Origin of the sequence: Coprothermobacter sp. (assembly GCA_013824685.1) — a bacterium.
Classification (GTDB): Bacteria; Caldisericota; Caldisericia; order Cryosericales; family Cryosericaceae; genus Cryosericum.
On the sequence record PNOG01000008.1, the window covers coordinates 13,982 to 39,491 of the forward strand.

22 protein-coding genes and 1 pseudogene are annotated in these 25,510 nt (G+C 60.0%); 15 read left to right on the forward strand and 8 right to left on the reverse strand.

Annotation, left to right across the window (positions count from 1 at the left end; translation table 11 throughout):
- The first annotated feature begins 50 nt into the window (after positions 1-50).
- The 5 genes from C0398_02085 to C0398_02105 all read left to right on the forward strand — a co-directional run bounded on the left by C0398_02085 (position 51) and on the right by C0398_02105 (position 4,100).
- The gene (locus C0398_02085; protein MBA4364779.1) at positions 51-977 is read left to right on the forward strand and encodes a hypothetical protein; all 927 of its coding nucleotides are present in this window, start codon (positions 51-53) and stop codon (positions 975-977) included.
- Positions 978-1,100: 123 nt separating this feature from the next.
- The gene (locus C0398_02090; GenBank protein MBA4364780.1) at positions 1,101-2,168 is read left to right on the forward strand and encodes a hypothetical protein; all 1,068 of its coding nucleotides are present in this window, start codon (positions 1,101-1,103) and stop codon (positions 2,166-2,168) included.
- Between the two features lie 47 nt (positions 2,169-2,215).
- Positions 2,216-2,626, forward strand: a complete 411-nt coding sequence (locus tag C0398_02095) for a hypothetical protein (GenBank protein ID MBA4364781.1) — start codon at positions 2,216-2,218, stop codon at positions 2,624-2,626.
- Between the two features lie 17 nt (positions 2,627-2,643).
- Positions 2,644-2,835, forward strand: coding sequence for a hypothetical protein (locus tag C0398_02100; protein ID MBA4364782.1), 192 nt, complete (start codon positions 2,644-2,646; stop codon positions 2,833-2,835).
- A 5-nt stretch (positions 2,836-2,840) separates the two neighbouring features.
- Positions 2,841-4,100: a hypothetical protein gene (locus C0398_02105; protein ID MBA4364783.1), complete on the forward strand. Its 1,260-nt coding sequence runs from the start codon at positions 2,841-2,843 to the stop codon at positions 4,098-4,100.
- 76 nt (positions 4,101-4,176) lie between these two features.
- On the opposite strand, the gene C0398_02110 is transcribed toward C0398_02105, so the two are convergent.
- The 3 genes from C0398_02110 to C0398_02120 all read right to left on the reverse strand — a co-directional run bounded on the left by C0398_02110 (position 4,177) and on the right by C0398_02120 (position 6,576).
- Positions 4,177-4,857 (reverse strand): hypothetical protein, encoded by a 681-nt coding sequence (locus C0398_02110; protein ID MBA4364784.1) that lies wholly within the window; start codon positions 4,855-4,857, stop codon positions 4,177-4,179.
- On the reverse strand, positions 4,757-5,614 hold the full coding sequence (locus C0398_02115) for a hypothetical protein (protein ID MBA4364785.1): 858 nt from the start codon (positions 5,612-5,614) through the stop codon (positions 4,757-4,759). The genes C0398_02110 and C0398_02115 overlap by 101 nt, the downstream gene beginning before the upstream one ends.
- A 200-nt stretch (positions 5,615-5,814) precedes the next feature.
- Positions 5,815-6,576, reverse strand: a complete 762-nt coding sequence (locus C0398_02120) for a serine/threonine-protein phosphatase (GenBank protein MBA4364786.1) — start codon at positions 6,574-6,576, stop codon at positions 5,815-5,817.
- 304 nt (positions 6,577-6,880) lie between these two features.
- Between C0398_02120 and C0398_02125 the strand changes: the two genes are divergently transcribed.
- Entirely contained in the window at positions 6,881-8,611 is a 1,731-nt protein-coding gene (locus tag C0398_02125) for a hypothetical protein (GenBank protein ID MBA4364787.1), read from the forward strand.
- A 147-nt stretch (positions 8,612-8,758) separates the two neighbouring features.
- On the opposite strand, the gene C0398_02130 is transcribed toward C0398_02125, so the two are convergent.
- Together C0398_02130 and C0398_02135 are read right to left on the reverse strand one after the other, a co-directional pair.
- Positions 8,759-9,397 (reverse strand): hypothetical protein, encoded by a 639-nt coding sequence (locus C0398_02130; protein ID MBA4364788.1) that lies wholly within the window; start codon positions 9,395-9,397, stop codon positions 8,759-8,761.
- A 14-nt stretch (positions 9,398-9,411) separates the two neighbouring features.
- Complete coding sequence (locus C0398_02135; protein MBA4364789.1) at positions 9,412-10,377, reverse strand: hypothetical protein; 966 nt, start codon at positions 10,375-10,377, stop codon at positions 9,412-9,414.
- 164 nt (positions 10,378-10,541) lie between these two features.
- Here C0398_02135 and C0398_02140 point away from each other — a divergent pair, with 164 nt between their 5' ends.
- From C0398_02140 to C0398_02160, 5 genes are all read left to right on the forward strand, one after another.
- Positions 10,542-11,780 (forward strand): cell filamentation protein Fic, encoded by a 1,239-nt coding sequence (locus tag C0398_02140; GenBank protein ID MBA4364790.1) that lies wholly within the window; start codon positions 10,542-10,544, stop codon positions 11,778-11,780.
- A gap of 1 nt (position 11,781) precedes the next feature.
- Positions 11,782-12,384 (forward strand): hypothetical protein, encoded by a 603-nt coding sequence (locus tag C0398_02145; GenBank protein ID MBA4364791.1) that lies wholly within the window; start codon positions 11,782-11,784, stop codon positions 12,382-12,384.
- A gap of 197 nt (positions 12,385-12,581) precedes the next feature.
- Entirely contained in the window at positions 12,582-12,944 is a 363-nt protein-coding gene (locus tag C0398_02150) for a hypothetical protein (protein MBA4364792.1), read from the forward strand.
- A gap of 6 nt (positions 12,945-12,950) precedes the next feature.
- Entirely contained in the window at positions 12,951-13,742 is a 792-nt protein-coding gene (locus C0398_02155) for a hypothetical protein (GenBank protein MBA4364793.1), read from the forward strand.
- Between the two features lie 713 nt (positions 13,743-14,455).
- Positions 14,456-16,486: a hypothetical protein gene (locus tag C0398_02160; protein ID MBA4364794.1), complete on the forward strand. Its 2,031-nt coding sequence runs from the start codon at positions 14,456-14,458 to the stop codon at positions 16,484-16,486.
- Between the two features lie 228 nt (positions 16,487-16,714).
- Here C0398_02160 and C0398_02165 read toward each other — a convergent pair.
- From C0398_02165 to C0398_02175, 3 genes and pseudogenes are all read right to left on the reverse strand, one after another.
- A pseudogene (locus C0398_02165) lies at positions 16,715-16,900 on the reverse strand (transcriptional regulator).
- Positions 16,901-17,171: 271 nt separating this feature from the next.
- Positions 17,172-18,524, reverse strand: coding sequence for an MFS transporter (locus tag C0398_02170; GenBank protein MBA4364795.1), 1,353 nt, complete (start codon positions 18,522-18,524; stop codon positions 17,172-17,174).
- A gap of 177 nt (positions 18,525-18,701) precedes the next feature.
- On the reverse strand, positions 18,702-19,811 hold the full coding sequence (locus tag C0398_02175; GenBank protein MBA4364796.1) for a 4Fe-4S ferredoxin: 1,110 nt from the start codon (positions 19,809-19,811) through the stop codon (positions 18,702-18,704).
- 311 nt (positions 19,812-20,122) lie between these two features.
- On the opposite strand from C0398_02175, the gene C0398_02180 reads away from it, so the two are divergent.
- From C0398_02180 to C0398_02195, 4 genes are all read left to right on the forward strand, one after another.
- Positions 20,123-21,067, forward strand: a complete 945-nt coding sequence (locus C0398_02180; GenBank protein ID MBA4364797.1) for an export ABC transporter ATP-binding protein — start codon at positions 20,123-20,125, stop codon at positions 21,065-21,067.
- Positions 21,068-21,073: 6 nt separating this feature from the next.
- Positions 21,074-22,369: a hypothetical protein gene (locus C0398_02185; protein MBA4364798.1), complete on the forward strand. Its 1,296-nt coding sequence runs from the start codon at positions 21,074-21,076 to the stop codon at positions 22,367-22,369.
- 8 nt (positions 22,370-22,377) lie between these two features.
- Positions 22,378-23,610: a hypothetical protein gene (locus tag C0398_02190; GenBank protein ID MBA4364799.1), complete on the forward strand. Its 1,233-nt coding sequence runs from the start codon at positions 22,378-22,380 to the stop codon at positions 23,608-23,610.
- A 690-nt stretch (positions 23,611-24,300) separates the two neighbouring features.
- Positions 24,301-25,461, forward strand: a complete 1,161-nt coding sequence (locus C0398_02195; GenBank protein MBA4364800.1) for an ethanolamine utilization protein EutJ — start codon at positions 24,301-24,303, stop codon at positions 25,459-25,461.
- Positions 25,462-25,510: the final 49 nt, after the last annotated feature.

Here is a 25,510-nt window from a genome sequence, read left to right on the forward strand (position 1 = left end):
TGCCCACGTACTATGATGACAGGTAGTACGATTCGAAAGGAGCAACATATATGAGTCAGCCTCAGGTTCGAAAAGGAGGGATCCTGGTCGCCCTCGCATCGGCCATCATCTACAGCGGTGTCTCAGTCCTCGCCAAGTTCGCGTACCGGTACAACCTGAGCCCTGTGCAGCTGCTCAAAGAGCGCTACCTCCTCGCCAGCATCATCCTGGTCGTGATCATCGGGCTCCTGAACTGGCGCCTGCTGTTCCCGCGCAACTGGCATGAGGCAGGCGTCCTCCTGGGCTTCTCGGCCGTGTTCGTCACCGGGCCGACATTGCTGTACTTCACCGCCGTCCGGCTGCTGCCCGTGTCGACCGCCATGTTCCTGTTCCACTGCTACCCTGCCTTCGCCGGCCTGTTCGCCTGGATTCTCCTGCATGAACGCGTGACGCGCGCCTACCTGGCGTCGGTGGGTGTCATCGGTGTCGGTCTGCTGCTCCTGCTGGGCGCGAGCTTCCGCAGCGTCTCCGGGATCGGCGTCCTGACCATGACGGCCTGCACGGTGGCCTATGCGCTGTACGCCGTGCTCTCCCAGCGCGTCATTCGTGGAGTCGACCCGCGCACGCTCGGCCTATACAACCAGGTGGCCCCTGCCATGGTTTTGTGCCTCCTCACCATAGGCCAACCCATCCTCTACCCAGTTGTTTTCAGCTCCCGCACGGCTACGCTCGCCTTCGCCGGCATCGGTCTGTCGGCCGCAGGTGGCATGTTCCTGTTCGTGCAGGGTATCGCCATGATCGGTGCTCAGCGAGCCGTCATCATCGACTCCCTGGAACCTGTCCTCTCCGCTCTGTATGCACTGGTGCTGCTTGGCGAGCGCATGAAGCTTGTTGCCCTTGCGGGAGGCCTCCTGATCGTGGCCGGCGTCGTCATCGGCAACCTCCCGACAACAAAACGCAACGTTCGGTCGACATTGCCTTCACCCAACAGCCAATGAGGAAGAGGCCAATGCGATTGACAGCCTGAGATGACCACCATACCGGAGTAGTTGCTGTTTTGCATCTCGTGGTATACTTTCCGCAGTCAGAGGGCTCTGAGAGAAGATTTCAGGGGAGGGACAATGGCAACAGGGCACAGCGATAAGTTCAGGCACACAATGGCGGCTTCCGTCCGCAAGAGGACTGAGACGTCTGGGGCATTGCGCGGCGATAAGGCGCTCATCTACCAAGGCGAACTGGAGATCATGGCCCGTTTCGCTACAGACTATCCAGGTATCGAGACCGGTGGAGACCTCTTTGGTTTCTGGACCCATACAGGTTCACCGATGATCGAGTACGTACTGGGACCGGGCGAGACTGCTGAACACGGCGACACGGCCTTCTACCAGGAGTCCCCGTTCCTCAAGTCTGCCGGCGGAATCCTCCGCGACCTGCACGGTCTGCAACATGTCGGCACCTGGCACTCTCACCACAGGCTTGGTCTCACCGTACCGTCCACTGGCGATTCGAGCACGATGCAGCGAGCGCTCGACAGGAACGGGTTCAATGCCTGGCTGCTCACGATCTGCAATTTCGCCGACAAGTCCGACAGAGTCGAGATGCGCGGATATCTGTACCGTGCTCACGGAGGTGGAGAACGCCAGCAGTTGACGTGGCTCATCCTGCCTGGTTCCAGTCCCGTGCGCGCTGCCATTGAGGCCGTCAAGGGATTTCCGTGCAGCAGACCGCGCACTCCCGCCTCAACCTATGAAGCCATCCCCAGCACCACATTTGCCGTCGTGGCAGCCACGCCACAGACAGCCAGCCCGACCTTCCCCAACTCATCGTTCATGGCGACCCCCGAAGGCCGTGGCGAACTGTACCACCTGTTCCAGCAGTTGTCGGCGCTTGAACAAGACGTCGAAATCCTGCAGCGAGAAGACGGACGGGTGTCGTTGGCTTTTCACCGCGACGGGTACGCGTTCGAGATTGTTTTTCCACACTCCTACCCTGTCGTCAAGCCCGTCGTCGAATGCCGACCCGTAGACATTCCGGCAGGGCAGGAGGAGTCATGGAAAGCCCCGCGCACTCTCTTTGTGGCCATGGACCGCGGCGACGACGTCGTTACGAACATCGAGGACCTGGTCACCACCTTCCTTGTCAACCGGGAACACACGGGGCCTGATGCCCCCCACGACAGAGAGGGTTGAGTCCCATGGGCTGGTCTTCGCAGCAGTCAGTTAGACTCCATCTCGAAATGGACATCCTGTCGCGCTACTTCCCGACCTTCTCCCTCAAGGACAGCATCATCCCCGGCCATGCCGTCATCGAGGGGTCCTTGCGCTCGAATGCGGGTAGCGAATACCTCGTTCGTCTCCATGTGCCCGCCGATCTGCCAAACTCCGTCCCTATCGTCGAGATCGTCAGCCCCGTCCTCCGAGACCGCTTCGGGCACTCCCTGATCGACCTTGGGACATCGTACCCAATGCACCTGCTGAAACCGGAGAACGGCGCCGTACGCATCTGTCACTACAGTGCCTCGCACTGGAGCCCCAATATCACATTCTCCAAAGTCCTGTTGAAAATCCGGGCCTGGATCGAAGCCTATGAAGGCCATCTGGATAGCGGCTATGCCATAGACCACTACCTTCCGCACATGGAAGCCTGACCACGAGGAGGAACACGATGGAAGAGAAAGACTCGAAGAGCGTGCTGGACCATCTGGCCAAGATAACACAGGGCAAGACGACGACCAAGAAGCTGGTCTTCGACCCGCGAACACAGGAGCTGGTACTTGTCGACGCCAAGTCCGCTCAGCTTTCGCCCGACGCTGTGACAGCGGATGACCCGACGCGAGACGGCTTCTTCGCCTGCTGACTGCCATGACACCCCTGGTCTACGTGCTCGAGGAGCAGGTCCGTGACCTGCTCGGCCAGACGGGAGACGTCCGCCTGGTAGATGGTGTTGCCTATGGGTTCGACGACTGGACGGTCTTCCACGCCTATACGGAGAAGCCGGTTTCCACGCCTTCCGGGCACATTTGCCCCTGTGTCGCCATACGTTCGGATGCTGCGGGGTTCGTCGACGAAGAGAATCTCATGGTGCAGGTCCGCAGGCGTCTCACCCCCGACGGGCTTCCCATCGTGGTCCTGATAGCCGGGACCGGCGGGGGGGGTTCACCCTCCTGCCGCGCACTTATCCTGACTGAGAAGGGTGTGGCCGGCGCAGACACGCGGTATGTCCCTCGCCGCTCTGAGTTGTTCTCTCGCAACACCGGGCTCCTCGAGACGTCGGCGCTTGCCGAAAAGAAAGTCGTCATCGTCGGTCTTGGCAGCGGCGGTTCTCCCGTCGCTCTGGAACTGGCCCGAGCGGGGATCGGCAGATTCACGCTCATCGACTTCGACCGGCTCGAGCTGGGAAACATCAGCCGCCATGTGTGTGGCGTGAACGATCTCGGCCGGTACAAGACGCTTGCAGTGCGGGACCAGGTGTTGCAGAAGAACCCCTTTGCCGAGGTCTCGACGATGGAAGTGAACGTCAACCAGTCGCTGAGTCAGGTCGAGGATGCGGTCGCAGCATGTGACCTGCTCATCGTCGCCTCTGACAATGACCAGAGCCGTTTCAACCTCAACCAGATGTCCCTCAACAACAACAAGGTTGCCCTGTATGGGCGTGCCATCACACGCGCCGCAGGCGGCGACGTCCTGCGCGTGCGGCCATGGAAGGGTCCCTGCTACAACTGCGTGTTCTCCTCAGGCCTCATCGACGGCCGCGAAGAGGAGTTGTCACAGAAGCGGCAGGCCCTCGCCGTATTACCGGCCTACGTCGAGGAAGACAAGATCAACGCCATGATCCAGGTCGGGTTGTCCTCCGACATCGCGCCTATCGCCAACATGCTGACCAAGATAGCGCTGGTGGAACTGTCACGCGGCATCGAGACTGGGATGAGCACGGTCGACGAAGACCTTGCCTCGGATTTCTACGTCTGGGCAAACCGGCGCGAAGAAGCCTATGCGAACTGGCCACGCATGGGATTCAAGTGGACACACCCGAGCATCCTGCGGTGGTATGCTGCCCGCGTTGACCGTGATCCGGACTGCCTGGTATGCGGTGGTCATCTAGAAGCAGAGCCTGCGACATAACGCGGCCCTCGAACAAGACCGAAATGGCCCACCCCACGGGGTGGGCCATTCTTATATCCTGCGTACAAGACGCTTGCTAGAAGAAGTCGTTGCGGTCGTCCACCCTCGTGTTCATCATGCGCAGTGCGATAAACAGGATACTGAAGACAATGCGAACGATGAACCAGATGACGCGCCCGACCACAGCCCAGCCGCTCAAGTCTCCCTGCGCGCGCTGATCCGGGACGTTGGCCCATACGTCGCCGAACAGACCGCCTCTGGCGCGCTCCTGAGCGCGCATCGCTTCCCACATCGCCTCGGCTTCGGCCTGCCGCTCACGTGGGTCCGCCCCCGCGTTGCCCCACTGTGGGTTCCACGTCGACTGGGGCCCCGCGCCGGCAGGTGGACTGCCGTATGCAGACTGTCCGTAGCTGCTGGGGGCAGTGGTCTCACCCCAGCTCTGCGACGACGCGCTGATCTCGGCGTCGTACTGCCGCCGCTCCTCGGGGCTGCTGAGGACGTCGTATGCCGCGTTCACCCGCTCCATCATGTGAGCGGCACTCGCGTCGCCGGGATGCAAGTCCGGGTGGTATTTCCTCACCAGGATCCGATACTGCGACCGGATCTGTTCCGGCGACGCCGACGGGCTCACGCTGAGAACGCCGTACAGGTCCTTGTCAGGCGTCACTGTCCTCGTCCTCCGCGTCCGTCGGGAGCCCAACCGCTTCGGCCAGATTCCGTTCGCGTGCCGCCCTCGCCGTATCGCCCATGGCGTCACACACCATGCTTATGGCGAAGTGGAGCTGCGCCCGTATCTCGGGATCCGGCGACATCGTCTCGAGAGCCAGTCCCTGCTCATACTGGCGGATGGCCTGTTCATGTTCCCCCGCAGCCTCCGAGACATCTCCGACCGCCCGCATGGCCTCGGCCTCGAGCTGACTGTCACTGCACGAATGAGCCAGTGAGAAGGCTCCCATGGCCTCACTGTGCGCAGACACCAGGTCTTGCCGGGCAAGACTGACCTGCGCGAGAGCAAGCAGTGCGTTGATCTGCCCGGCGCAGTCGTCCGTGGCGCGTGATACTTCGAGAGCGCGGCTGTTCTCATACATCGCCTTCTCCCAGTCTCCCAGCTCCGCGTACATGGCTCCCAGGTCGGACGAGACATGATAGACAAGCTCAGGGTCGGGGTCCAGCTGGGCCGCCAGTTCCTCCGCTTTCCTGGAGAACCTGATGCCGCGCGGGATGTCGCCCATCGTGGCCGCGACCGGCCCCATGTTGGCATACAGCTCCGCAACCTCTTCGAGACGCGCCTGGTCCTCGTACATTTTCGCAGCCTTGTCCCAGAGCTCCAAAGCACCGATCGTCCTGTCCTCGGAAGCAAGCGACGCGCCCATCTCGTCCAGAAAACCTGCGACGTCACCGTCTGGCGGCGAAAGCGCTTCGACCGCGCGTACGAATGCCCGCAGGTCCTTGCGATTCGTCTTCAGCAGGGCGACCACGCGCTCTTCGACCGTCGGGCTTTTCCTGTCACTCATTTCCGTCTCCTTTTAGGTCAGCTGGTAATGAGCCGTCATGATGGTAAGTTCATCGGACCAGCCGAGCCGACATGCCCACCATTGTAGCAGAACACCCGGCGACAACCATGACCATGCCACGGACACCGTGCCCGGCAGGTGCCGCGAATTTTTCACCGATTGTCCTCGCGGTTCCGCAAGATGAATGGACGAGAAGCCTCTCAGTCAGCGACGTCACCTGCTTCCTGGACGTCCACAACGATGGCCGTGCAATTGTCCGGGCCTCCACAGGTGTTGGCAAGATCCACGAGGCGGCGCACCGTCTCCTCCGGTGTTCCCCCTGTCAGGCCGGCCTTGAGGTCTGACTCGGAAACCGTACCCCACAGCCCGTCCGAGCACAGGAGATATCGGTCACCAGCACGGAGTTCGTCCGACACGACGTCGACCTCGACGCGCGGAGCGGTCCCGACGGCCCGGGTCAGGATGTTCCGTTCGCTGACCTGCCGCGCATAGGCCGGATCCAGGAGTCCCTGGCGTACCATATCCGCCGCCATCGTGTGGTCTTCCGTGAGTTGGGCCAGCACACTGCCTCGAAGACGGTAGCACCTGCTGTCTCCGACGTTGCAGACATACGCGCGCTCAGCGTGAGGAACGAACGCCACAAGCGTCGTCCCCATGCCCGACAGCTCCTCCGACGACAGCGACAGGCGGTAGACGACGGCGTTCGCCTCATGGACCGCAAGCCGCAGACGCTGTCTGGTGTCTTCGGCCGACAACTCCCGCGAAGACCATGCCGCGACAAAGGTCTCCACGGCCATGCGAGAGGCAACCTCTCCTGCCCGTGCTCCGCCGAGGCCATCGCAGATGACATAGCAGGCACCCTGACGCTCGACCTCCTTGCCTTCCTGAACGACGGCAAAGCTGTCCTCATTGACGTGACGCTGCAATCCAATATCGGTCCAGCCCGCTCCGATGACCCTCATGGCGACCTCCTGACTGAGTATATCCAACCATGTCAATAGTCACAAGTCCAACACGTTCCTCGCGGACGATCTGGTCCTGGGCGACACGGTCGAGTCAGGTGACCCAGTCGCTGCGTCCGGAAAGCTGAAACGCCCCACAACGTGCGGGGGCACCAGTCTTCGCCATGTCAGAGCTCGCACTCCGACATATTCAGGTATATGCGCCTTGTCCCAAATACAAGCGTTTTCCTCCATGCTGGTCGACCGTTGACCCCTTGTTCCGTACGTTTATAATAATTGTAGTGAACTTCCTTGTCCGTCAGTGATGCTTGCTTGGGAGGTGTCCATGAGACGTCTAGTCGCTGTGCTGATTACCTTGGCCGCCATCGGCTGGCTGACCGTCCCCAGCCTGCTATTGCCCCCTGCAGCCACCTTAGGGGCGACACCAGCGTGGCAGAAGACCTCGCTCGACGCAGGGAAGGTCCATGCCGTTCTGGTCGACCCAACAAGCCCGGGTACCGTCTTCGCCGGGACCGACCGAGGGCTGTTCAGGTCGACGGACCGAGGAGTGACCTGGGGGCAATACGGCACCGGCATCAAGACGAGCTCGTCCACCACCCTGAAGGTACTCGCCCTTGCCGCCGCGCGGGACGGCAGCCGATTGTACGCAGGAACCTCCGCCAGCGTGTTCCAGTCGACTGACGGGGGTGCACTGTGGTCACAAGGCTCAGGAATGCTCTCGGGTAGTGGGATACTGCGCTACTACTACGCGATTGCCGCACTGGCGGTCGATCCCGCAAATCCACAGACCGTCTATGCGGGCGACAGCGGTATGATGACGGAGGGACGCGTCCTGAAATCCACGGACGGCGGAGCAACCTGGAGGTCGTCTGGGTCCGGGATTTCCGGTGACGACGTGGACGGGTTGGCTGTTGACCCAGACAGACCCTCGACAGTCTATGCAGCAGTCGAAGACTCACTGTACGTTTCGGTTGACGCCGGCGCTGGCTGGACGAAAACCATCGGGAAAATGGAGGTCAATTCCTCAGAAGCGGACGTCCTGACAGTCGTCGTGACCGCGGACGTGGTCTACGCCGGAACTACCGCCGGTGTGTGGAAGTCCAGGGATGGCGGTGCCACCTGGTCACAGGGGACCGGGCTCAACTCATCGGGCTTTCTCCGGTACTTCTTCGGAATCGCGGCACTCGCCGTGGATCCAGCCAACCCATCCGTTCTCTACGCGGGCGACAGTGGCCTCATGACCTCTGGTGGCGTGTATGCGTCAATTGATGGCGGCGGCGACTGGGCTCAGGTGGGAGGCGCGCTCACAGAAAACGTCTCTGCGCTTGCCGTGGACTCTTCGGCGCCCCACACGGTGTATGCTGGCACAAACACCGGCCTGTACCGCCTGGTGAACGTCCCCATCGTTCGTTTCCAGATCACGGCATCTGTGCCACAAGGACGTGGTACTGTCCTTCCAACAGCAAAGGAGGTCGCGGAGGATGAGGGTGTCACGCTAAACGTGTTGCCCGACGCAGGATACCGGCTTGTGCTCCTGACCGACAACGGCGCCAATGTGACCGGTCTGGTGCGCAACAACACATATGAACTGGTCGGTATCGCGGCGGATCACGCTATCACAGCAGTCTTTGAGCCTATCCCCATCGTCCTTCCTCCGCCTCCGTCGCACACGCTGGTGCTCACCATCGGTTCGTCGGTGATGTCCGTTGACGGGAGACGCGCGACGCTCGATTCGCCGCCCATCATTCGCGAAGGGCGCACCCTGCTCCCGATTCGGGCCCTAATCGAGGCTCTCGGGGGCAGTGTCGGCTGGGATGCTGTCCAGAGAAAAGCGACCGTGACGCTCGGCACGCATACCGTCGAGGTCTGGATCGGCTCAAGAGAGGCACGTGTGGACGGCGTGAACGTAGCCCTGGACGTTGCTGCGATGATCGTCAACAGCAGGACGCTATTACCCCTCCGGTTCGTCGCCGAGAATCTGGGCTGTACGGTCACGTGGGACCCGGTCGGCAGGATGGTGACGATCGAGTCATAGGCTGCAAGCCATATGCTGGAAGCGGCGACAACTGCTTCCAGCATATGGCTTGGGCCCCGCGGACGCGCCGGAACTTGACCGTAACACCACGCACGACACGTCGACTTCTATTCGGCCTCTTGCGCGGTAGACCTGGCGCCTCCTGAGCTACTCTCTGACCTTCTCCACGGGAAGTCGAAGGATGGTCTTCAACTTCTCTGGTGCCGTGCGGTTGGGGTCGCCCAGGTACAGCTCGTGGTGCCGACCTCGCACGCGGTAGCCGTTTGCGGCTATCCAGGTGTGCATCATGTCGATTGTCGGACGCTCCCCCTCGTACGGCCCCACGTACATCGTCTGGGCACACAATCCCTCAGCCCACGTCTCCAGACATACCTGGGCGAGAGCGGGCACGTCCTTCTTCTTGCGAACGACCTCAGCCTTCGCTTGCTCCAGCATATCCCCGGTCACGACCAAAGGCTGCATCACCAGAGCCTTCCACGCCATCTCCCCTGGCGTCGTCGCGGCGAAGTCGGCGTCAGCCAGGTCCCGTCCGGACGTATTCCACCACAGCGCCTCCAGTGGCGTCACCTTCCATTCCGCGACACCAGCGGCCTTGGCCCCGAACTTCATGGTGTAGGCAGCCGAGTACAGTGCCTGGATAGCCTCCTGGAACGCCCTGGACGTCGACGGGTTGCCGACCCCCTCGATGACAAGATACGGCATGGCAGGCACGGTAACGAGGACCATTTTGCCCACCGGCGGGTTCCACAGGTCCTTCATCTGCTTGCGAAGATCGATCGTCTCCATATCTGACACCTCCGTCAGTCCTTCATGCGGTGTCGCACGCGCTCGACGAGCAGCGTGACCCAGCGCGACGGAACCTTCTTCTGACCGAATTCCCAGTCTTTCCAGGCCGTCCACACCGATCCGGGCGTCGCGCGTCCATCTGAATCCACCGTCGCCGCCATCACTGACGTCATGTCACGCAGCCGCGGGTCGTCCCTGAGCCAGGGAAAGCGCGACAGAACGTCCATGACGTGCAGGATATCATACCAGATCAGGGGTGCCTTGAGCTTGCAGAAGTCCGTCCCCATGTAGAACATGTACGGATGGCGTTCGCGCCGACTACTCCACAGACTCAGCAGCGCCTCGGCGCCGAAGCGCACTTGTTCCTCATTTGGCAAACCTGCAGCCAGCTCCATCTCACAGACGGCAAGTGTGGCATATGGGCACGGGTCGTCCTTGCGGCCCGGTCCCCTGAACGAGCCCAGCTCAGGCGAGACGCAGCACGGCCATCCGCTTGCGCGCGCCAGTCCTGCAATATGGGCCACGGCCGCCCGTACCCGCGTGTCGTCGCTCATGTCCATGGTGCAAAGCGACCCGACGATGACCGGCGCGTCGCACAGCGCCCACGCCCACCCCTCGCGTCCAGTCCCTCCATGCGCTGCAGAGACAGCCATTGGCAACTGGAAGGGTCCTTGCGCCGACTGGTGCGCCATGACCAGATCCGCGACATGGCGCATGCCTGGGTCGTCCACACGGACGCCGATGTCCGCCAGGAACTTGAGCTTGTGATACAGTTGGCCAGCTGACTTGTGACTGTTGAGGACGGTACCCGGCCATTCCTGCAGCTCCTGTACCAGACCTGACACCTGCGGGTCTTCCAGCATGCCTCGTCGGGCAGCCTGGACATGAGGTGACGATTCCGGCTCGCCCGCCAGGTCCACCAGCGCCCGGTACCGAATCCACGACGACCCTTCCAACAGCCAGGAAAGCAGTCCTTCCATCAGTTCCTCCAGACAATCTCAGCAGATGCCCTTCCATATTCAGTGTAGTTCGCAGAAGGCAAACTCAAGGGGCTAGGCCAGACACGATGAGAATTGTATTTTTGTCGGATAAGGTATAATTTCAGAAGGACGAATTGTACTTCCATACACAACGAGGTGGCCGGATGAATGTAACTACGTTTGCGCGCGACAGTCCAGGGCGTCTGACACCCATTGGCAGGGATGCGTCGAAGTATGTGGCCTACATTCCCGACCCACTGCCGCCACGTGCTGAGCTTGATGCAGATACGCTGCTTCTGCTGTCCCAGGCAGATCAGTCACTGGGGCAACTCGCCGGAATCGGACATTTCGTGAAGAATTCGGCCTTGCTTGTCAAACCCCTTCTCAGGCGGGAAGCCGTACTGTCGTCACATATCGAGGGCATCCAGTCCGGGCTCGACGACCTGTACCGCTATGAGGCGGACCGGCTGCCGTTCCCCCCGCGGCAAGGCTCCTCTGACAACGAAGATGCGCACGAGGTCTACAACTATGTTGTCGCACTCGAGTACGGTCTGCGCCGCCTCGAGTCCCTCCCTGTCAGCACTCGGCTTATCCGCGAGCTGCACCGTCACCTCATGAAGGGGGTGCGTGGTGAGCAGGCCACGCCAGGCGAGCTCAGGACCACGCAGAACTGGATTGGCCCCGCAGGCTGTACCCTGAATGAGGCTACGTATGTCCCGCCTCCAGTCGACGCCATGACAGAAGCACTCGGGGACCTGGAGAAATACATTCACCGTGCCCCGGAGTATCCACAGCTGGTCCGGCTCGCGCTGGTCCACTACCAGTTCGAGGCCATCCATCCGTTCGTCGACGGAAATGGACGCGTCGGCCGCCTCCTCCTTGCACTCCTCACGGTCCAGTGGAGCCTGCTTCCGTCACCCCTGCTGTACCTCAGCGCTTACTTCGACCGCAACAGAGATACCTACTATCGCCTGCTCCTCGGTGTCAGCACGCGCGGTAAGTGGCTCGAATGGGTCCGGTTCTTCCTCTCTGCAGTCATCAGTGAATCATACGACACGTTGAGCAGGCTGAGCTCATTGCAGGACCTCAGAGACTCGTGGCATCTGCAGCTGGAGTCCCAGCCCCGGACCTCGGCACTCACGCTCCGGCTCGCAGACAGTCTCATGGAACAGCCGTTTGTCACAGTGCCGGCAGCAGCGAAGTTCCTTGGGGTTACCTACCGCACTGCACAGCTGCACGTCGATCGACTGCAACAAGCAGGCATCCTGAGACCCCGCGATGCGCGGCGCTACGGAAAGGTGTATGAAGCGAGTGACATATTGCGCGTTCTCAACGCTGGTACAGAGGAGGCAGAAGGGCGCGACCGGAGATCCGTGCCGACAGCCGACCACAAGGGTGCCTGATATGGCTACCGGACCACTTAGGAAAACGGTGGCTCTACCATCGGCCGAAGTTAGCTCGTCTTCTGCTGAAACTGCATCGGAACGTCTTCTAACCCTACTTAAAGTATTCAACCTCCTGATAAAGTTGCACACAGACGCCCAAAAACACGATACACAAATGCGGGCCTACGCGACATATCTGCGTATTCCACTGCCTCCAGATCCCATTGATGAGCCCGAGGACTATTTCCGGTTTGTGTTTAATGCAACCATAGTATTCGCTGTTACCGTCCTAGACGACCTGCTCAAGTCCTTGACACCCGTCCTCGGCAAGACTGGCAACCAAGACCTGGTGGCGAAGGCGAACGCTATCATACAGGGCAGGTCCCCGCACCTGGCCGGGACAAGAGCGATTCAACCAAAATCCAGTGGACCTTCAGAACACGATACGTCTTTGTCTCGTTGTATCTTGATCTCATGGGGGAACAGGAAGCGCAGGATGCGTTCAAACAACCAACAAACAAGCCCATTCTGGACGAACGCTTCGCAGTACTGGAACTCTATCGGAAGAGATGTGCAATCGTTCACGATGACCCCCTTGCAGATCTATGCAGCAATTCAGTAGACAATTATGTGAATGCCTACCGTTTTGTTCAAAGGTTGGCCAAGAAGTTGAATGAGTCGTTTGCACATGCGTTGGACCACAGTCTGACACTGGGCGCAAGTTGATGGGTTTCCCCGAATTGCCCGTCTACGGTTTCTGTGTAGTATAGAAGTATAGTCTCGACCAGATTCTGCCAACTGAAGGGGGCATCTGCCACAATGAGTTTGAGCGAAAGCGACACGCGAGCGAAACTGATTGACCCGGCACTGCATGCGCGCCAGTGGACGGAGGATCTCATCAAGCGTGAGGAATCCGCCGGTAGCGTGCAGATCGTCGATGGCAAACCGGTCAAGGAGAAGAAGGGGCGTATCGACTACACCCTGCGCGTGCGCGTCAATCCCTCAACACAGCCGGTTGCGGTCGCCCTTATCGAAGCCAAGGGCTATGACATCAAGGCCGTGAACCCACACGCCAGAGTTGACGTCGACACGCGCACCCCTGCCGAGTTGCTCGACCTCATCGAGCAGAAGGGCAGGGAAGTCGACGAGGCGATCAAGAGACTTAGAGAATCTCTCTCGTAGGCGCCGATGGCATCCCAACCGTCTTGCCGCATGTATATAGACGAGTGTGGCTCTGCATCAATGCGAAATGTATCTGCCAGCAACCGGTACCTTTCGTTGACCGGAGTCATAGTTGACTCAGACTACCATCGCTCGACCATCACACCGGACCTGACGGCCTTCAAACAAAGGTACTGGTCACTTGATGACGACGATCCTGTGATTCTCCACCGATGCGATATGCATAGCTGCACAGGACAATTCGCATTCCTGAGGGACCCGGGTCAGAGAAGCGTCTTCAACAGCGACCTGCTAAGCCTACTCTCGCGATGGGACTACACTGTGATCACGGCCACAATAGACAAACAAGCACACTTGTCTAAATACCATTCATGGGCCTACGAACCCTACAGCTACTGCGTCGAAGTCTTGACAGAGAAATACGTCCTTTGGCTACACCAACGGAACAGAACGGGTGACGTACTGGCCGAAGCTCGAGGTGGAAACGAGGACATGGCACTCAAGAAGGCCTATTCAGATTGGTATGTCGCAGGAACACGCTATGCAGATGCCGGTCTCTGCCACGAGCGGCTCAGTAGTAGGGAGTTGAAACTCAAGCGTAAGGATGCGAACATTTCGGGTCTTCAGATAGCCGATCTGGTTGCGCAGCCTAGTTTCAGGTACGGTCTTGCGCTACACAATGGTACAACCGCCTCCAGCACCTATGAGCGCGACGTGATTACCCTGTTATGCAACTCCAAGTACAACCGAAAACGAGACGGCACAATCGATGGATACGATACGAAATGGCTACCGTAGTCTGAGAGAACAAAAGCGGCCCTTGCGGGCCGCCGAAGGTCGAGACCTCCCACCTCCAGATAGACTGGATTGACTAGATTATGGCAAGCCGTTTCGAAAAAGTCAAGACCGTTGTGAATGCCGGCGAGGACTGCTGGATAACCCAACGCCTGTGCCCGCCAGGAACAGCTGCATCACCAACCATGACTGCCAGTCCCTATTGGTCGTGGGCAGCAAGAAGGCACTGGCCATTCTTAGGGTCATGGTGTCTTCGGGACAACTTAAACGATTGGGAACTCGCAAGGGAACGCATTATGTGCTTCCTCTCGAGTAGTGATCAAATCAGTGGGCACAGTACTTGTGATCCACCGCCTCGAGCGGACCTAGCGATGCTTCGTGGGCATATCGGACGTATATAGGACGATATCTCATCCATAAACCATCCATATAGCCGACACTCCGGTCCATAAGTGCGATTCTCCGTGTAATTGCAGAAGCAGATCGGGGTTTTCAGCGTATTTGTTTGCGTGCTCGCTCCTGATAGATGCGGCCTGGGTGCTGCACCCGGAGACAAGCGCCACTACCAAAAGATCCACATTGCCCCGACATCCTGTGCATGCTCAACTCTGGCATCGACACGGGCAACAGACTCTAAGCTCGTTCTGCACCAACAGACTACTCTCCCGGTTGCGTGATATACTTTGCCTACAAAGGGAAATCGACAGGAGGCGGGTATGGCAACGGCACAGGAAACGGGCAATGGACTGTTTGGCGAGAGTCAGCACTCCGCCGGCATCAACAAGTACTGCCAGATCGTGTGGAACGGAAGACTCACCGATCGTACGTTTCTTTCCTTCTTCGAGCCCGAAGTGTATGACCGACTCATCGCGGTCACCTACGTCTCATCACCACGCTTCTTCTTCCGTGTCACCGACGGTTTCAAGCATGTGACGCTCATCTTGGGGATTCCTGACGGTAACGTCGCCAAGCAATTCGATTTCCTCAACCCTAACGCGCCCCTCACATTCTGGAACGACCTTAGCGATTCGCAGCGGGGCCGCGTGCGTGACGGCTCCATCGAAGTCCGCTATGCCCCTAAGGGGCACGCCATCCATTCCAAGATCTACCTGTTGAGCGGACCGGCCGGTCGCCGCGTCATGATAGGTTCCGCCAACCTGACACAGCACGCCATCCAGGGGGCACAGTTTGAGGAGGTACTCGTGTGGGACACCCCCTCGGCTTGCGACGTGTACGAGCAACGCGTTCAGCAGATTCTGCAGGAAACCGTCGACTACATCCCGGAGGAGGCAAAGCGCCGCGTCTCTGCCATCGATCTAACCAATGCTTCGCCAGAGGTTTTCAGCCGCATCTTGGAGGAAACCCTGTCGCGCGACAAGGTCGGTCTTATCATTCCCTCGGACTGCGTGCAGGAAATCAAGGAGCGCGTGCAACAGATCGAGATTGAGCAAGAACAGGTCGTGCTGCTCAAGAATATCGTGGAGACAATCGCCGTCCCCATCTCGGCAGGAAAGCAGGTCCTGTCGACGGCCAGTCTGACCAAGAATTCCGAACGTGTCCGCAAGCTCTTCGTCAAGGCAAAGAAGACAGACAGGGCTTCAATGCCGGATGTGCTGCCCAATCTGACGGTCGGAAGCGATATGCGCCTGTACCGGGACGGTAACGTGGAAGAACCCTATGCACGAAGCCTCCTTGAAGGCCCTCAGATAGCAGGATACCTCGAGCGCATCGGGCGCTTCCTCGACGCCTACCGCCAATTCACGGTGCAGGACAGCGACCTTGTCACGAATCAGAAACGCATCGGCGAAGCTATCCTGTACAGCTTCTTCTCGCCCTATCTGTGGAAGGTACGTGAGGACATCGAGCGCGAACATCTGGGGATGCGCGGCGATATACCGCCGTTCCTCCTCCTGGCAGGCAAGGCCTGGTCGGGCAAGACACACCTGCTTCGCTTCATCAGTATTCTCCTGGGCGGAGGCGGTGACTTCTACCACTACGAGCAGCTGAGTCCGTCCAGCATCCGCGCCTTCATCGACCAGTCTTACAACCCGACGCCCAGCGTTTTCCCCATCCTCATCGACGAGGTCGACAAGGAATATTTCTCCGGCACTGGAAACCGCGGCGAAGGTATGCTGAAGTACCTAGCGGACCAGTTGACCGCCATGCACCCGTGTCTCATCGGCACGACCAACAACACGTTCCGCGCCAACAACCAGATCGTCCGCCGCCTGTACTATCTAGAGGTCACTGCCGCTTTCGTCGAAGAGTCCCGCGCCCAGTCAGAGCACTTCTTCCAGGAGGTCGTCGACGGGCTGGATGCAGGTCTGTTCAAGGACTTCACCCTGCGGGTGCAGGACAAGATGCGCGACGTGACCAGCTACTATGACGGCCACGATTTTCTTGCGCCTGCACGCGCGGTCTTCAGGGAATACTACAAGCTCGCTGGTCAGGAAGTGCCTACCTGGTTTCCCGCTGAGGTTCTGCAGGATTACTACGACCGTGGACGTCGGATCTGGAACGACCTGTATCACACGCACAAGCGGTTCTTCCAAGTTCACGACGATCGCATAAAGGTCGATCTCCGGGACCTGTTCGGTGAGGGGTTCGAAAGATATACGACTCTCAAGCTGCTGCCCGCACAGGTCGTCCTTGAGGACCAGGGCATTCTTGTTCTGCGTCGCAAGGAGTTCTTCAAGTTCCTACGTCTCAGACCAAACAAGTTCTTCGAGCTGTTTGGTGGAAAGTAGATCCCCCAGAACACGCATCAATTGCCGGGAATCGGGGCCAAGTATGACGAACCGCACCAGGAATACCTGGTGCGGCGTCGAATCGTGGGCTCCAAGCCCAGGTTCGGGCTGCCTGCCAATTCCTGTGTGGGCACCGTCCACAAGCATGGTGACCGTCTCAGAGAAACAACCTCGCTGTGTCCGCACACGTGCGGACACAGCGAGGACAGTTCTGGTATCAGTATACTACTTCTTGGCTATGGGTTTCTTGACGACCGGCTTCTTGGCTACGGGCTTCGCGGCCTTGACAGCGACAACCTTCTTAGCCGGGGCTTTGGCGACGGGAGCCTTGACTGCGGGCTTCACGGCAGCCTTGACAACTGTCTTCTTGGCGACGGGCTTCGCCACGATTTTGACCGTCTTCTTGACGACTGGCACAACCTTCTTCTCTGCCTTCTTCGGTGCAGCAGCGACGACCTTCTTTACTGTTTCTGCAGACTTCTTTGTTATTCCAGCCATTGCCATCTCCTTTGTTGAGATTGGTGTTGACGTTGATGCCGAGCCTTGATGTCAATACTCTACAACAAAACAAGTTTCATGAAAGATGTCAAGCCCCCGCGCGCGACCACGTCGAAACGTCGCATAGCCAGCAACACCGCTTCTGGAGACACGATACGGACTTCGCCACGCTTATTGCGCACACGGCTCAATTGGCGACATTTGCCTCAACAAGCACAGAAATCGCTGCTCCAGGCACTTCTTCGCCGGGTGGAACATAGTCCGGAATCAGGATCTCCACATCGCGGATGTCGCGCACCATGAAGCTCGCGACGCTCACTAGCAGCGCCACGCCACCAAACAGCACAAACATGAGAGCCATGCCGGCCCCACGGCCGACGCCGACCAGTGGGCCAAAGATTCCTGTCAAGACCCCTCCAGGCATCATCCAGGGCTCAAATACCAGGTCGGCCAGTGGTCCAGCGGTCAGCATGGCCACGGGCACCGAGACCTGTGCAATCATCATGCGCGTGCCAAAGACCTTGCCCTGCACGTCGTGTGGCACTTTCGCCTGCCAGATAGCGTCGCTGCAACCGTTGAGAAATGGGATGATGAGCGATCCGAGAAACCCGGAAATGAGCCAGATGGGCAGCGTTCGGCCAAACCCCATGAGCATGATGCCCAGGACGGACGCCAACACCATTCCCCACAGGACGCCGTACACCTTGCGGTGCGGTCCACCCCAGGCCGTCATGAGAGCACCTCCGACGACACCGCCGACGGCGGACACCGTGTTGACGATGCCCAGTGTGGTCGCACTGTTACTGGTCCGCGCCAGGATCATCGGGGTCCACAGCGTCAGGCACACCATCGCGACGAGGTTCGATGCAAAGAAGCTGAGTTGCAGCAGGAGCAGTGGCCGGCGTGCCGCGATGTAGCGCCAGCCGAAGACCGTCTCCTTCCAGAGGCTGCCGCGTGCCTCTTCGCCTTCCTGAGATCGTGAAGGAAAGGGAACATTGACCGCCACCAGCAATGCGACGGCGATGCAGAATGAAGCGATGTCGAACAGAAAGATCGGCACGAGGCCCCACGTCACGACGATCGCACCCGCAATGATGGGCGCAAGGATGCCGGAACCGCTCTGCGCCAGCGACATCATGCCCGCAGCCCGGCCATACTTCTCCTTGGGCATCATAGTGCTGATAGCGGCCTGATACGCCGGCCACTGGAATGCCTGGAACGTCCCGGACAACACCCCCACGACGCAGAGGTGCCAGATCTGCAGGTGCCCGGTGACGTACAGGATGAGCATGATGACCGTGCCCAGTCCTGACGCTACGTCCGACACCCCCATGGTCACCTTGCGGTTCCACCGGTCGACCAGCGCTCCGGCGATGGGACTCATGATGATAGTGGGTGTGAAACTGAAGAACGCAACGATGCTCAGGGCGGTTGCATGACCCGTCACCTGCCACGCCCACACGCTTATACCGAAAGCGGTCATCGCGGACCCGACAAGCGAGACCACCTGACCAGCCCAGATGAGTGTAAACGCCTTCATTCCCGTCGGTCGAACTCGAGCCACAAAGCCCTCCTCATGGGTTTCTACCACTGGATGCTCGTGCACAAAGGATAGAGGAATTGTTGACTCTTGCAACAGGATCGGCCGGCCGGCCAGAGAAGGGCGCCGCACCAGACCAGGTGCGGCGCCTGGAAGGGACGTGTCTTGAGGAAGGTCCTACTCGACGGCCACCAGCTCGTACCGCCGCGTGCCCAGTCCGATCTCCTCGGCGTGGGCGACCTGGGATTCCCAGTGCGTTTCGGGATGGACGTGTGTGAACTTGTCTCCGTGCTCGAAGTGAACGTCGGCAAGCACACTTCCCTGGTTGGCGACGGCTCTGTTGACGAGGTCCACGCACGCCTGGTCGAGGGCCACCGGGTCGAAGCTCGCGGCAATGCCGATATCGGGCACGATGGCTGCATCGTTGAGGTCCCAGCAATCGCAGCTGGGGCTGACGTTCATGATGAAGCTGACGTGGAACGCCGGCTTGCCATGCAGGACGGCATAGGCATATTCCGCGATCTTCTCGTTGAGCGCGTCGTTGGTCCCCTGGAACACGGGGGGCGCGGCGCCGTACATGCAGACCGCGACGCACTGCCCACAGCCGACGCACTTCGTGTAGTCGATGACAGCCTTGTGGTCGGCGTTCCATCCGATTGCGACCTGCGGGCAGGAACGGACGCAGGTGCCGCAGGAGACGCACTTGACGACGTCGATACGCGGCTTGGATTCAGAGTGCATCTGCATCTTGCCGCCCCGCGAGCCACTGCCCATGCCGATATTCTTGAGCGTGCCCCCGAAGCCGGCCTGCTCATGACCCTTGAAGTGCGTAAGCGAGACAATGATGTCGGCGTCGGCAATTGCAGTGCCGATCTTGGCAGTTTCGCAGCGCTTGAGATGGATGGGCACCTCGCGGTAGTCCGTGCCCTTGAGGCCGTCGGCGATGATGACGTCTGCCCCGACGGTGATACGGTTGAAACCGTTCTCCTGGGCAGACTGCAGGTGATCGACCGCATTGGAGCGGCCTCCCGTATACAGCGTATTGCAGTCGGTCAGAAAGGGCCTGCCGCCCAGTTCACGAATCAGCCTGACGACACGCGCGACGTAGTTGGGGCGAATGTAGGCGAGGTTGCCGGGCTCTCCCAGGTGCAGCTTGAGCGCAACGAACTTGTCCTTGAAGTCGATGTCTGTGACGCCGGCGGCGCGTATCACAGCCTCGGTCTTGTCCAGCAGATTGTGACCGGGACGCGTGCGCAGGCCGGTGAACCACACCTTCGACGCGCTCATGCCTGCTCCATAGCGGTTTGCGGCCATCGCAATCCTGTAATCTCATTGACGGAATCGTTGTTCATGTGTTCCTCCTGACGTGAAGTATCTCTTGGTTACTGTAGCGCGACGGCGCCCGCGCGCAACCTCAGCAGCCTGTCGCTGTAGGGCAAGACCGACCTGGTCCTGGTGGATGAGCGCCGACGGGCGCTTGGCGACGACCATGCCGAATCTGTTCTCCGTGTTGTATCGTCACATCGAACGGGATATCATGATTTACGTTGACGCATTGTCACGGCTGCACCGGCAACGACAGAAAAAGGGAGTCGCTCATGGGAGACACGCTGGCTATCCAGGTACAGGACCTGCACCGCAGCTTTGGACAGAATCGGGCGGTCGACGGCGTTTCCTTTGACGTCCTTCGAGGCGAGATCTTCAGCCTTCTTGGCCCCAACGGCGCCGGCAAGACGACCACGATCAGCATGCTCTCGTGCCTGCTGAAGGCCGACTCCGGTGACGCGCTGGTGATGGGACACAGCATCTCAGTCAAACCCCAGCAGGTGAAGGCATCCATCGGTGTTGTCCCTCAGGAGGTTGCCCTGTACAGCGACCTGTCGGCTCGCGAAAACCTGCTGTTCTGGGGAAAGATGCAGGGGCTGCGCGGCGTCCCTCTGGCCCGCCGTGTCGACGAGGTTCTGGAAGTCATCGGGCTCACAGACCGTCAGAGGGAACGGGTCAGCACGTACTCGGGCGGCATGAAGCGCCGCGTGAACATCGCAGTCGCACTTCTCCACAAGCCTGCACTGGTGATCATGGATGAACCCACGGTCGGCATCGACCCGCAAAGCCGCCGGTCCATCCTGGACAATGTCAAACAGCTTCGCGATCAGGGCATGACGGTCCTGTACACCACGCACTACATGGAGGAAGCGCAGGAGCTGTCCGACCACGTAGGCATCATGGACCATGGCAAGCTTGTCGCGGTGGGCACACAGCAGGAGCTGATCACCAGTGTGGGCGAACTCGACCGTATCCAGCTGCGGCTCGCCGGACCTGCCGAAGGCTTGCTGGAGACCTGGAAGACGGTCACGGGCATCCATGACGTGACTTCAGACGATGGCATCGTGACCGTGTTTGCGGCCGACAGCAACCGTGTGCTTCCTCGTCTCTTCGAAAGCGCCGCCAGAGCAGGTGTGCGGATTGCGTCGGTCGACGTCCAGGAGCCAAACCTCGAAGCCGTGTTCCTTCGTCTCACCGGCCGCGCACTGCGCGACTGAGCTCTCATGCAGGCATTCGACGTCGCTCTCAAGGACATACGCCACTCGTTCACTAGTCTGTTCGGACTGATGTTCATGTTTGCCATCCCGTTGCTCATCGTCGGCCTGTTAGCCGTAGCATTCGGCGGCACTTCCACATCGAAACAGCAGGCGCTCAGCGTCCCTGTCACGAAGGTCGTCCTCGCCAACCTCGACGCGGGAGGCCAAGCCGTCGACCTCGACCCTTCCGATGCTGACCCGTCCACGACGGCAGGAGACATCCTGACACACCTGCTCGTATCAGACGACATGAAGGGACTCGTCGCCGTCACGACGGCTGGGTCCGCCAAGGCCGCCCGCGACGCCGTGGACAGCCGCACGGCTGAAGTCGCTGTCATCATCCCGACAACCTTCACACAGACCTGTATGGAAGGTGTGCCGGCGGGAGCAGTCGAAGTCTACCAGGATCCCACGATCACACTCGGTCCCGGCATCGTCCGCGCCATCATCGGCCAGTTCGCCGACGAGTTCACATCGGTCCGCATCATGCAGTCGACCGTGACCGGCAGCCTCACCGCGGCGGGCATCACAGTATCACCAGACGATATGGCGCAGGCGATACGACGTTTCGTCGACGAGGCGATGCCCGCAGAAACAGCATCGGGACCTCTGAAGATCGAAGCGCCCCCCGCGAAACAACAGAAGTCTGCAAGCCTTCTTGCCACGATCCTCGCCGTCAACATGGCCGCCATGATGGTCTTCTACGTCTTCTACACGGGAACAGCCTGTGCCGAGAGTATCCTGCTGGAACAGGAGCAGGGGACCTTGCAGCGCCTGTTCACCACCAGAACCACCCCGGCAATCGTGATGCAGGGCAAGATGCTGGCGATCCTGCTGACCACAGTCATTCAGATGCTGGTCCTGATGCTGTTCTCAGCACTTGCGTTCGGCATCCGCTGGGGTGGCCTCCTGCCGATCGCGATCGCTCTCGTTCCAACGGCCTTGTGCGCTTCGGCATTCGGCATCTTCCTCATGTCGTTCCTGAAGACGAGCCGGCAAGCCGGCGTCGTGTTCGGCGGAGTCGTGACGGCGACGGGAATACTTGCACTCGCGAGCGTGTTCACGATGAGTGCCCCGTCCGCTGCCAAGCTGGGACAGTTAGTAGCTCTCTTCGTGCCCCAGGGGTGGTCACTCCTCGCCTTCCGGCAGGCCATGGACGGAGCCCCCATGGGCCGGCTGCTCATGAGCGCGGCAGTCCTGCTCGCCTGGACCGCGGTCATGTTCCTTGTTGGCCGCGCCCGCATGGCGCGGCGGTTCGCGTAAGGTCCGCTATGAGTGCCATCGACCTGACGATCAAGGACCTCATGCAGATCCTGCGCGACCGCAAGTCCCTGATGTTCATCCTGATCATGCCTATCGCGTTCACCCTCCTGTTCGGATTCGCGTTCGGCGGCTACGGCGCTCCAGCGGACACCCGTCTGCCGGTCGTCGTCACCGGTGACACGGGCGACCCGGCCTATGCAGCCCTCGTCGACCTTGTGGAATCCTCAACCGTCGCCCGCCTGGCCACCCCCGCAAGCATGGAGGACCAGGCTCTTCGTGTCTCTGTCCGGGATGGCAAGGTCACCGCCGTTCTCTTCATCCCAACCGGGTTCCTGCGGACCTGCTACGATGGCACCGTCCCGCCGCTGCCATGCGTCGTGGACGTCGCAAGCAGTAGTGGAACGACAGCCAGGAACGAGTTGGCAAACCTGTCGACACGCCTCACGAGTGCCGTTCGGACCGCACGCATGACGGCCACCGTGTACCGGGACCTGGCGCCTCCCTCAGGGTTCGACAGACCATCGGCACTCACGTTTGATCAGTTCACGGATGCATTCAGGAACGCAGTGTCTGCGTGGAAGATACAGCCAACGGCCGTCACTGTGACGGTATCGAGCAAGCTCACGGAACAGCAGCGCAATGCCGGCGGCTTTGCGCACACTTCCCCCAGCATGATGCTGCAGTTCTCTATCGCCGGACTCATCGGTGCTGCCGGAATCGTCGTCGAAGAGAGAAAATCCCGGACCCTTGCCCGCCTCATGACGACCAGGCTGTCGCGTTCCGGCATCCTCCTGGGACACTACCTCGCCATGTTCATACAGGTCTTCGCGCAGCTCACCATGCTCATCCTGTTCGCGGCCGTGGTCCTGCGTGTCCAGTACCTGCATGCGCCCCTCGCGACCCTGCTCGTGACAACCTGCGCTTCGGCATTCGTGGCAGCACTCGGGCTGCTCATCGGGGTCGCGTCACGCTCTGAGGAGCAGGCGATAGCGTTCTCGCTCATCCTCATGTTCGTCCTCTCCGGTCTCGGCGGCGCGTGGGTCCCTCTGCAGTTCACCGGCGCGGTGTTCCAGAAGGTAGCGCGAGCGACGCCGGGATCACTGATCATCGACGCCTATGAGAATGTTGTCCAGCGAGGTCTCGGCGTATCCTCGGTCCTCATGTCCTGTGCCTTGCTGCTGGCCTGTGCCACCAGCCTTGCCGTCCTGGCCGTGCTCCGCTTTCGCAGACAGTCAGCCTGACGCACAGCTCGGTCCGACGCGACAGAAAATGCCCCATGGACAGGAAGTCACGTACACCTTGACAATTCCTGCGGCACTGCAATAGTGTGCATAGACGAGGTGGAACACATGGAACGACACGTGGAATGTCCCGTAGCGGGGACGTCAGATGTGAGGTGCTGAAACGCGGTGCACAGAGGTCTGTTCTGTCATGATTGGATCCGCCGCTTACGTTGGCGTGCCCATGTCGACCACGGTACAGCGCGTCGAACCTCTCCCTTGTAGCCTGTTCACAGACCCGCGTGCTCCGTCATGCCGGAAGCTGCCGGCAAACGCACTCCAATAGCTCCTTCATGGTCCTCAGCCTCCGCCTATTGACTTTTCTGGTCATTCTGCAAGAATTGATTATGGACATCAGATGGTTCCCCAACTTTGTCTCATACCTAGACTTACCACACCCATTCGGTTCATGCTCACGCCTTGTTCCGGATGTCTGTGCCTTGGACTCACCGAGCAGGACTCTGTCCGAAGTCCGCATTGAGCAGGGACCCAAGCCCTCAGCTTGCGCAGTTGCCAGAAGACCTCGCGGAGAATGTGCCGTGAGGTCTTTCCGCTTTCTTGGGAAGGGGGTGTCAGCAGGCCTGCAAACCTGACGACGCTCTGTCGCTCCACGAACCCGTACCACACATCCACATCAAGAGAGGAGAACACATGAGGAGACTGCTTGCTATTATTCTTGTCTGTGCACTCATTGCCGGCGTTGGCGTCGGATGCAAGAAAGCTGAGGTCCTACCCACCGAACAGGTTGTCAACCTGGGCGGTATCTACCCGATGACCGGTGGCTCGGCCACCTTCGGTACTTCCAGCATGCAGGGTACAGCCATGGCCGTCGAGGAGTTCAATGCTGCCGGCGGAGCAATGGTCGACGGCGTCAAGACGACTATCAACTACATCAACGAGGACGACGCTGGTTCCCCCGAAGTCGGCGCCAGCGCCGCTCAGAAGCTCATCAACCAGGACAAGGTCATCGGCATCATCGGCGCCGTCATGAGCAAGGTCACCCTGGCCGTCGCGCCTATCGCGCAGTCTGCCGGCGTCCCGGAGATCTCGCCAACGTCCACCAATGAGAAGGTCACGCTGGTCGGTGACTACATTTTCCGTGCCTGCTTCATCGACCCGTTCCAGGGTAAGGTCATGGCCAACTACGCGTGGAACACGCTGAAGGTCAAGACGGCCGCCTGCTTGTTCGACAACGGCAACGACTACCCCAAGGGACTGGCCGAGAACTTCAAGGCCAGTTTCGAGAGCCTGGGCGGCAAAGTCGTCGCCTATGAAGCCTTCACGGATGAAGACAAGACGGTCGACTTCAAGGCCCAGCTGACCAAAATCAAGGCTGCCAAGCCTGAGTTCCTGTACCTTTCGGGCTACTACGGATCCACCGCACTCATCCTGAAACAGGCCCGCGCAATGGGTCTGAACGTCCCCGCCGGCGGCGGCGATGGCTGGGACTCACCTGACCTCGTCAAGATAGGTGGTGCGGCTGTCGAGGGTGGCGTCTTCTCCAACCACTTCTCCAAGGACGACCTCAGCCCCAAAGTCCAGGCTTTCGTCGCGGCATACACGGCCAAGTACGGGGCAGCGCCCGACGCACTCGCTGCTCTTGCGTATGACGCTGCGGGACTGTTCCTCGACGCGTTCAAGACTGCCGGCTCAATCAAGGGCTCGGACATCAGGGATGCCATGAAAAATACGACCTTCTCGGGCATCGGCGGTGCCTACAAGTTCGACGAAAACCGCAACCCCATCAAGGCCGCAGTCATCCTGCAGATCAAGAACGGCCAGCAGACGTTCCTGACAACTGTCAACCCGTAACCTAGCACGCATCTCGGCGCAGCGGGAACCAGGTACGTCCCCGCTGCGC